The organism is Cobetia sp. MMG027 (assembly GCF_027947415.1).
In the GTDB taxonomy this organism is placed as follows: domain Bacteria; phylum Pseudomonadota; class Gammaproteobacteria; order Pseudomonadales; family Halomonadaceae; genus Cobetia; species Cobetia marina.
Window position 1 is genome coordinate 1 of record NZ_JAQJIO010000018.1, and the last position, 7,645, is coordinate 7,645.

The 7,645-nt window shown below is 48.1% G+C and carries 11 protein-coding genes; 3 read left to right on the top strand and 8 right to left on the bottom strand.

Annotation, left to right across the window (positions count from 1 at the left end; translation table 11 throughout):
* A partial coding sequence (locus PJK54_RS17590) for a glycoside hydrolase family 68 protein (RefSeq protein WP_271303489.1) occupies window positions 1–552 on the bottom strand: 552 nt, incomplete at its 3' end.
* 267 nt (window positions 553–819) lie between these two features.
* Between PJK54_RS17590 and PJK54_RS17595 the strand changes: the two genes are divergently transcribed.
* Complete coding sequence (locus PJK54_RS17595; protein WP_271303498.1) at window positions 820–1,008, top strand: ogr/Delta-like zinc finger family protein; 189 nt, start codon at window positions 820–822, stop codon at window positions 1,006–1,008.
* 260 nt (window positions 1,009–1,268) lie between these two features.
* Here PJK54_RS17595 and PJK54_RS17600 read toward each other — a convergent pair whose 3' ends face one another.
* Complete coding sequence (locus PJK54_RS17600; protein ID WP_271303490.1) at window positions 1,269–1,748, bottom strand: hypothetical protein; 480 nt, start codon at window positions 1,746–1,748, stop codon at window positions 1,269–1,271.
* A gap of 852 nt (window positions 1,749–2,600) precedes the next feature.
* Here PJK54_RS17600 and PJK54_RS17605 point away from each other — a divergent pair.
* Entirely contained in the window at window positions 2,601–3,455 is an 855-nt protein-coding gene (locus tag PJK54_RS17605) for a replication initiation protein (RefSeq protein ID WP_271303491.1), read from the top strand.
* 336 nt (window positions 3,456–3,791) lie between these two features.
* Here PJK54_RS17605 and PJK54_RS17610 read toward each other — a convergent pair whose 3' ends face one another.
* Genes PJK54_RS17610 through PJK54_RS17620 form a run of 3 tightly spaced genes read right to left on the bottom strand, consistent with a single transcriptional unit; the run spans window position 3,792 to window position 5,155 of the window.
* Window positions 3,792–4,439, bottom strand: coding sequence for a hypothetical protein (locus tag PJK54_RS17610; protein ID WP_271303492.1), 648 nt, complete (start codon window positions 4,437–4,439; stop codon window positions 3,792–3,794).
* Window positions 4,440–4,470: 31 nt separating this feature from the next.
* Window positions 4,471–4,788: a helix-turn-helix domain-containing protein gene (locus PJK54_RS17615; RefSeq protein ID WP_271303493.1), complete on the bottom strand. Its 318-nt coding sequence runs from the start codon at window positions 4,786–4,788 to the stop codon at window positions 4,471–4,473.
* Window positions 4,781–5,155: a type II toxin-antitoxin system RelE/ParE family toxin gene (locus tag PJK54_RS17620; RefSeq protein WP_271303494.1), complete on the bottom strand. Its 375-nt coding sequence runs from the start codon at window positions 5,153–5,155 to the stop codon at window positions 4,781–4,783. Before PJK54_RS17620 ends, PJK54_RS17615 begins: the two co-directional genes overlap by 8 nt.
* Window positions 5,156–5,285: 130 nt before the next feature.
* Between PJK54_RS17620 and PJK54_RS17625 the strand changes: the two genes are divergently transcribed.
* Window positions 5,286–5,912, top strand: coding sequence for a tyrosine-type recombinase/integrase (locus PJK54_RS17625; protein WP_271303495.1), 627 nt, complete (start codon window positions 5,286–5,288; stop codon window positions 5,910–5,912).
* 354 nt (window positions 5,913–6,266) lie between these two features.
* On the opposite strand, the gene PJK54_RS17630 is transcribed toward PJK54_RS17625, so the two are convergent.
* The 3 genes from PJK54_RS17630 to PJK54_RS17635 all read right to left on the bottom strand — a co-directional run.
* Entirely contained in the window at window positions 6,267–6,425 is a 159-nt protein-coding gene (locus PJK54_RS17630) for a hypothetical protein (protein WP_271303496.1), read from the bottom strand.
* Window positions 6,426–6,587: 162 nt separating this feature from the next.
* Window positions 6,588–6,920, bottom strand: coding sequence for a phage holin, lambda family (locus PJK54_RS17905; RefSeq protein ID WP_442870693.1), 333 nt, complete (start codon window positions 6,918–6,920; stop codon window positions 6,588–6,590).
* 23 nt (window positions 6,921–6,943) lie between these two features.
* The coding region (locus PJK54_RS17635) for a glycoside hydrolase family 68 protein (protein ID WP_271303497.1) at window positions 6,944–7,645 on the bottom strand (702 nt) is incomplete at its 5' end.

Consider the following 7,645-nt stretch of genomic DNA (forward strand, 5'->3'; position numbering starts at 1 on the left):
CGCAGAAAACAGTTCTTTGACTTCATTGAAACCCACAAGCTTCACTTCATCTTCAGTGGTTTCTACATGGCCTTTGACTTTTGCCATAGTCGCACCTGGGGTTACACAGGTGTAATAAAGCTCAATGTCTCCTTCATCATTAAGAAGAATAGGAGTCCCTGCCCACTCACGGGTTGTAGGGGAAACACCTTCTTTCATGACTCGGCCACCAAAGATCCAGCTTTTACTGTCTTTTGCATACCAGTAGCACATACGGGCTCGACCGTGACGGTCTTCCCAATCGGAAGCAATATCATACTGACCATCTTCGAAAGTAAATTCTTCCGGCTTACGATCGGCTGTGAGAGTGAAAATAATAGACCACCCGTTAACAGATACAATATCGCCATTGAGCTTACGCAGTGGCATCGTATCCCAAATGAAGAGATCGTCGTCCATTACCGGAAACTCATAGCCAACTTCAGGCTGAGTAGTGGTAGGATCGTCAAATTTTACCTTGAGTGCGTCTGCTCGAGACCAGGTAGAAGTTTTAATCTTATCTTGAATAGACATGCTTTTTAAATCCTTACGCTTATGAATGAGCCATCATAAGAACATGCGTATAATTTGATAAAAAGCGTTGGATGTTATCCCATTCACCACACAACAAACATCATGCCTCAATACGGTTATTTGTTGTGTGGTCTCTGAGATATCAAGTTCTTCTTGTCTTCGATATTCAAGATGCTTTATAAAGATATTACATAAGTAATACCTTAATAATTAGAAGCTTAATACTTGTGATTTTACTCCACTACGAAGCAATAGGTACTCAAGATGATGCGCTGTCCAGTATGTAACAAGCCGGCTCACACTAGAACCAGCCGCTACATAACCCAGACAATGAAAGAAGCTTATTACCAATGCCAAAATATAGCTTGTTCATGTACTTTCAAGACAGTAGAGAGCTTGGAAAAAATCATCAGCGCGCCCGTTTCAGAACCTTCCATGGCTGAAAAGAAAAGCTAGCGAGAGGCGATTAAATTCGCCCGTTTACTGAAACGATTAAGAGTTTTCTAAGGTGGCTACGATGTGCTGGTCAGCTTGCCATCAGGGCTGCAAGCCATCATGGCCTGCAGGCCTTGGCTGAATTCCAAGGTGAGCCTCACCCTGCAGACGTAGAGGCCAGCCTCCTCTATGCCATGAGCGTCTCCGAGACGCCCGCATCAATATAAGCATATGATTTATATATACCTTTAATTAAAAAGGGACGGATTGATGGTTAGTGCTCACCCTTCTCGCTTGGCTCGTAACGCGGCCATCTCAGCGGCGAACGGATGCGGGGTAGGGTCATCGGCGGGTACTGGAGTTGCTTGTGCGGCTTCTTTGGCAAGCTCGGGGGCTGGTGCGGCTAACAGCTTCTGCTGTTCTTCTAGGCGTTCGACGGCAGCCCTCAGAGATTTCAATTCTGCCAGCATCGCAGTCCATATTTCGGATGCAGCACCCTGCTGCACAGCGTCGCCTAAAGCTGCTGCTTTCTGCTGCACCTCGGGTGGCATGTTTGGTGGTTCGCCCCAAACTCTCAACAACTCAGAAAATGCGATGACATGCGTACCATCGCCTCTAACCGTAGACGACATGGTGCCTCGCTGAATTGCCCGATATGGCGTTGTGCGTGCCACACCGTACAATTTCGCGGCCTGGGTGATGGTCAGATAGTGCTGCTGCACGGCGTAGCCTTTTGCTGCGTGTAGGGTGCTGCATAGCATGGCACAAGCCTATGAGCAGCAGCGAACAGAAAGCGAGACATAACCCTGAGCAAGATGCCAAACAATTGAGCGAGCAAAGCGATTGAAATTGTTGTGGTGTGTACGCACACCGGCATACCTTGTCCGAGCCTGTAGCCCGGAAACCACACAAACTTTTTTGAACTGCCAGGCTCACTTCGAAAGCAAAAAGCGGGCACATCCTGGCGTCACAAAATGCAGTAGCAAAAAGGCAGTAGCCGGCAGCCTCGCAGAGCAAGATCACGTTGAGCACGAAGTGCGAAATTACGTGGTGCGAGAGTATCGTTCTCCTCCGACGCATACTCCATAGGAAGCCGAGAATCGCTTCTGAGGAGAGATAGCCAGAGGGGGTAGGCAAACCTACTTTGTGAGCACTAGAGCCTCGTGTGATGCTTCACAGGAGCCCACGTAGCGTCTTATCCGTCTAACCCTGGCGCGTAGCGCCCATGTTCCCGCGTCTGATTGGGTTGGCGACCACGAAAGCTGGAGTTCTTTAGCGGCGAAGCTTTTCGCAGGATGCCCAGGGGCGTAGCCCCTCGATGGCATCCTTTCTGCGCCTGTGGCGCAGGCAATTTTAGGCGGCCGTAGGCCGGGCGGAGCGAAGCGGAGGGTAGGCGAGCGCATAGCGCTCTTTTATGTCCCTTTTGCCTTTTAACCCCTTTTAGCCATGCGTAGCTTTATGATTTTAAAGGTTTTTTTGGCTCAAAAGGGGAGGGATTGATGGTTAAAAGGGGAGGGATTGATGGTTAAAAGGGGAGGGATTGATGGTTGAAGAGGGGAGGGATTGATGGTATCAAGGGAGTAATTAAAAACACTCCCTTAATGGTGCCTTCTATGGATACAGCATTGATCTACAAATCCAATGCTCTGATTGAGGCATCTTACCGCCTCAGCGTCTATGAGCAGCGCATTCTCTTGAGTTGTATCTCTCAGGTACGGCGGGATGCTCCATTGACCGATCAGCAGCTTTATACGGTCAGCGCACAACAAATTGCCGATATTACTGGTACAAAGTTAGGAACCGCTTATCAGAACCTCAAGGCGGCAGCAGAACGACTGTATCGTCGTGAAGTTACATTAAAAGAAGCTCCGAACGGTCATGGCCAAGCGAAAGTCAGGCTTACACGTTGGGTACAGACTATAGAGTATCGTGATAGTGAAGGGATGGTGGCTTTACGCTTTGGTACAGATATGGTGCCATACCTATCTCAATTATCAGCACAGTTCACACGATATGCATTGGCAGATGTAGCCCATATGGATAGTGCTCATGCAGTACGCTTATATGAGCTACTGTGCCAATGGCGTGATGCAGGTAAGCGAGAAGTATCTACTGAGTGGCTTCGTGAAGCATTCCAGCTAGGTGACAAGTATCCTGCGATAAAAGATTTTAAGCGCTGGGTGATAATCCCTGCTGTTGAACAAATTAATAAGCATTCACCTTTATGGGTAAAATGGGATCAGAAGAAAACAGGAAGGAAGATAAGTCATTTCTGCTTTATCTTTGGTGAGAAGTTAAAAGAGAAGGAAAAGACTCCTCAGAAGCAATCTGCTGCAGACTGCGATAAGGCTCCAAGATCTCTTTATGGAATCCCTATGGATGTTATAGAAAGGCTGGCCCACCCTGGAGAGTCATATGATGATGCCGCCTTACGTCTACTGAGCGAAGCAAAGAAAAAATACGAATAGTGAATACTCGTTAGAGTATATGGATTCAAAGGAGAATCCTTTGGTACAACCGGATGTATGAAAATTGCACAGCAAATTTGTATACATCCGTGGCGTGCCTTGCTTCTCAGGCTAAAAAGCACGGTTCTCCTGCGAGTGGCCCAAAAGTGGCCCAAAAGTGGCCTAAAAGTGGCCTAAAAGTGGCCCAAAAGTGGCCCAAAAGTGGCCCAAAAGTGGCCCAAAAGTGGCATAGATAGCCAGAAAGTGGCCCAAAAGTGGCCTAAAAGTGGCATAACCTTGCGAAAGGTTGCTCCAGGCGCCCTAGCTCGACTAAACGGCTCACGATAAGGCGCGTAATCATGAAGCTTCTGCTTCTTGGATAATCCCTTTTACAGATGAATTAGGGACTTTAGCAAAACCTTTAGCGGTATTTTGATCCGTGAATATACTTGTCTTTATAAATTTGCAATCTTCAACAGTGCAGTTTTTCAAAACAACTATTCCTGTTAACATAGCATCTTCAGGAAGGGCGATAATATCTCCGCACTCAAGAAAGCCGGTGTTCACATAGTTCCCACCTATTATAGCTATTGCGGCCGGACCTACAAATGAACATCTCCTGAAGTGTTTGTTTTCATGGAGCTGGATGACTGGAAGTCTTAGATCTTCGACTGGTATTATAGTATCTCTAAAGTTGTCCGAGAGAGGGTTTATGGAATCTCTTGGGGAGGATAATATCCTGTTTAGATCTGCTTCTGACTGTTTTAGCGAGGAAAGCTTTATTAGGTAAATGAAAAAAGAAACGATCAGCGACGTGGCAAGGCCTACCGATATCCAATATATCGGACCTAGCTGACCTATAAGTGAATCAGCCTTGGCCACAAGGGCTGTACTAATACCGCTACCACCGATAACCAAGAAAGAAAGTATTCGCCAAGCCCACTCAGCTGCTGAAAGACCTGTCTCGAATAAAGATAATGATTTAAACAATCCTTGCCCTCTCATATTTACTCCCTTAAATATTTGTCTATTAATATTAAGATATTGCTTGGATGCCTTTCTTCTCAATCACCATGAGCAGCCGAAGCGCTGGCCCACCGGGGCGCTTCACGCCGCGTTCCCAATCAGACACCAGGTTCTTGCTGACATTGAGGTAACGGGCGAATACGGGCTGGGACAGGTGTTCCCGCTCGCGGAGCGCCCGGATGTCTTCTGCTGTGATCGTCTCGACAGTGGTCAGGCAGGTCTCATCGAAGTCGCGCATGGTTTGTTTATCGACGGCGCCGACCTCGTGTAGCGACTCCATGGTTTCATGGATCGCGGCCATCGCGTCGCTGCGGTATTGCTTAGCCATCGTCTTCCACCTCCGAAAATTGGCCTCTCCGAATCATCTCGGCCAGGTGCTCCTCGGACAGGTCGAGGATGTGCTGGGCGGCCTGCTTGAATGCGGCCTTCTCGTCGTCGCCGATATTGCTCTGCTGGCTCTTGGCGAAGCCGTATACGAAGAAGGCGCGGTGTGCCTGGCGGTAGAGGATGATTGTGCGATAGCCGCCCGACTTTCCCTGGCCGGGGCGAGCGACCCGCTGCTTGATGACGCCCCCGCCCAGGTCGGCATCGATCAGGCCTTGCTCGGCCCGCTGGATAGCGTCACGTAGGACGGCATCCCCGAGCTTCTGCTTCTTGGCGAAGCGCTCGAACCAGGCGTTCTTGAAGATCCTCACCAATCGCATCCCTGTCACCCAAAGTGTAATACTTAGTGTGACATCTTGCGACTGGAGGCTGCAATTCTGGCGGGAGGGTGGCACTGTCTGGCTTCTAACTATTTCACAGACAGTTTCAAGGAGCCTACCCATGAGCCACAAGGTCTCTGACACTGTCGCCCAGTCGTCTCGGGCAACTGAAATACGGACAGTCATCTCTCGATCCGCCAATGATCGGGCACGAGGACGTAAGTACCTGACACGCGATGAAGTGCTGAAGCTGGTAAGGGAAGCGAGAAAAAACCGCTATGGGACACGTGACTCACTGATGATCCTAATGGCGTATCAGCACGGGCTACGTATCTCTGAGCTCGTGAGTATCAGATGGCAACAGGTAGATCTCGATGGGAATCACCTGCTCAACATTCAGCGAGTAAAGGGGTCGATCAGTGGAACGCATCCGCTCCAGGGCGAGACAGTGCGGGCTCTGAAGCGCTATCAACGTGAGAACACGCGATCACAGGGTTACGTATTCACGAATGAACGTGGCGGGCCGGTCAGCATCGATGGCTTTCGCAAGATGTTTCACCGCCTGAGCGAGTCCGTCATGGGCATCAAATGGAATCCCCACGCGCTACGCCATGCCTGCGGAGTTCATCTGATCAACCAAGGTGCTGACCTTCGTACCGTGCAGCAGTACATGGGCCACGCCAATATTCAGAACACCGTCGCGTATACAGCACTGACTGGCCGCCAATTCGAGAAGCTGACCTTCTGACATCACGTCGCAAGACGCATAACCCTAAATTCTGGGTCTGAGAGGGGCAGTGTGAGGCTGCGTCGCGAAAATGCGATGGAGGGGGGGGAAGGGAAGCTACGGAGTTTATCCACTTTCCTTGGTCTTTGGGCTGCAAACCGTGATGTGCAAGACATCAGCTTGCCAAGCTTTCAGAACGAGACCCTAGCTAGCCACTGTTATGACACCATACAGTAATGCTTTACGTGCGGAGAACGCACGTAAAGCATATTTTACGAAGAGCCAACTATAAGCTGTGTTATAAGAAACTGTATCATCGCCATACTTATTTCGAAAACATGAGATAATATCTCCTGTGCATTCTCCATATATTTTTCATTTCTCCTTTCCTAAAACATAAATTACGATGGGATAACTATTTTCATCAACTCCATGAGAGGTTCCCAACAGCTTCCAACCTTTTGCTAAAAAATCATTGACTTCTTTTGTATCTAGCAAGTGCTTGACTTCGACAATATCAGGATATTCCGCCATAACTCTAACCCTCAAATAACTTATTTACCTTTATTTGATTATATCACTCAAAAGATTGATATGAACAATTGGTCTAAGATATTTCTCTTGGATTTTTAATTGAACGAACCATCAATATCCTAGTCTGCAAGAAGGCAATTCCCTTCCTACTATGAGTGCAAGTTAAGAAATCTTGCTTTTTATCATTTGGTCTAGGAGTCCACTGATTTTCTTGACTCCCATGAACCCAACGAAACCTCCTATCGCTACCGTAAGATCACTTGGAATTTTCAAGTATTCTCCTATCGATACTGCCACGAAAGTTAAGCACCCACATAAAAGAGGCTCTAAAACCACCTCTTTCTTATCACCTCCTTTTAGAATAGACCTTAAGACAGAAACAACGATAGAAATCAACACTGCAATACTCAAAGAGTCCGCTTTCACATAATCTTTTATCACCCCAATAAAAGTTGAAACGTCCATTGCAAAAATCCCATTATAGGGTGGGGGCATATGCTGCCCCCACCATTTCTCTATTACTTCTTGGTCACGACATTACTCATGGGCGGAATGAAACCATGTTCATACTGCTTGACAACATAAGTATTGGTACCTTCGATTTTGATTTCTACTGTAGGCGCTTCAGTACCACCAATACGGTAATCTTCACTCACACCACCCTTATCAATACTATCAATGAATGAGGTAACAAGCCCATTGGGCATCACACAATGAGAGTAAGTTTGGAAAGGCTGAGATGATGGGTTACCCAGTACCAGGCCAGATCCATTCAAAGGTTCATACGGGCCAAAGAGGGAGTCACTCACAAAGCCATAGACCCCGTCCGGACCAGTCAGACCATCGGCATAGGTAAACTGATGGCTGATGGTAAACAGGTAGTACTTACCATCTTTAAAGACATAGTGTGGACGCTCCGTCTGATCATTGACCCCCACAGCGGTGACCAGAGGCGGAAGAATTTCCCAGCTATCACCGGTAAGGTCAGTCGCTTTGGCCAGACCGATGCAACCAGCTTGATAGCGAGCGCCACCGACGTCTTCATAGCCCGGCGGAACATGGCCCATGTCTTCGGTCGTGATGACATGCTCACCACGTACGCCACCGACATTACCTTCGAAGACCATGTATAGATTGCCGTCCACCGGATCAATGAAGGGACTCGGATCACGGAAGTTGAAGAATTCATTCTGATCTTCTGTCTGGTAGTAAACCCCATC

Excerpts from the sequence above, each read along its gene's own strand:
- PJK54_RS17595 (WP_271303498.1), top strand. The coding sequence starts at position 820 with ATGCGCTGTCCAGTATGTAACAAGCCGGCTCACACTAGAACCAGCCGC.
- PJK54_RS17600 (WP_271303490.1), bottom strand. The coding sequence starts at position 1,748 with ATGCTATGCAGCACCCTACACGCAGCAAAAGGCTACGCCGTGCAGCAG.
- PJK54_RS17605 (WP_271303491.1), top strand. The coding sequence starts at position 2,601 with ATGGATACAGCATTGATCTACAAATCCAATGCTCTGATTGAGGCATCT.
- PJK54_RS17610 (WP_271303492.1), bottom strand. The coding sequence starts at position 4,439 with ATGAGAGGGCAAGGATTGTTTAAATCATTATCTTTATTCGAGACAGGT.
- PJK54_RS17615 (WP_271303493.1), bottom strand. The coding sequence starts at position 4,788 with ATGGCTAAGCAATACCGCAGCGACGCGATGGCCGCGATCCATGAAACC.
- PJK54_RS17625 (WP_271303495.1), top strand. The coding sequence starts at position 5,286 with ATGAGCCACAAGGTCTCTGACACTGTCGCCCAGTCGTCTCGGGCAACT.
- PJK54_RS17630 (WP_271303496.1), bottom strand. The coding sequence starts at position 6,425 with ATGGCGGAATATCCTGATATTGTCGAAGTCAAGCACTTGCTAGATACA.
- PJK54_RS17905 (WP_442870693.1), bottom strand. The coding sequence starts at position 6,920 with ATGCCCCCACCCTATAATGGGATTTTTGCAATGGACGTTTCAACTTTT.